Source organism: Metabacillus sp. GQ13 (assembly GCF_059758525.1).
Genome location: NZ_JCAXET010000060.1, coordinates 1 through 226, shown reverse-complemented (window position 1 = coordinate 226; position 226 = coordinate 1). Strand labels below are relative to the sequence as shown.

Genomic DNA, 226 nt, shown 5'->3' with positions numbered 1-226 from the left:
GCGTGTCGTTGCATTGTTGATTTCCAACCATCAACGATATCTTGTGCCTTCATAGAACTTATTTCTAATGGTGTAGGGAATAAGCGAAGAGTAGCGATTGCACCTTTTCCTTTCACGTCTTTAAAGACTTGGCGAAGTTCAGGAAAAACGATATCTACCCAACGATTGATTTGATTAACAGCACTAACAAATCTCTTAACAGTCATATCACGGTTAGCCATTAAAA

At 38.5% G+C, this 226-nt stretch carries 1 pseudogene; it reads right to left on the bottom strand.

Annotation, left to right across the window (positions count from 1 at the left end):
- A pseudogene (locus AC6CHR_RS25130) lies at positions 1-226 on the bottom strand (IS110 family RNA-guided transposase); the annotation flags it as partial.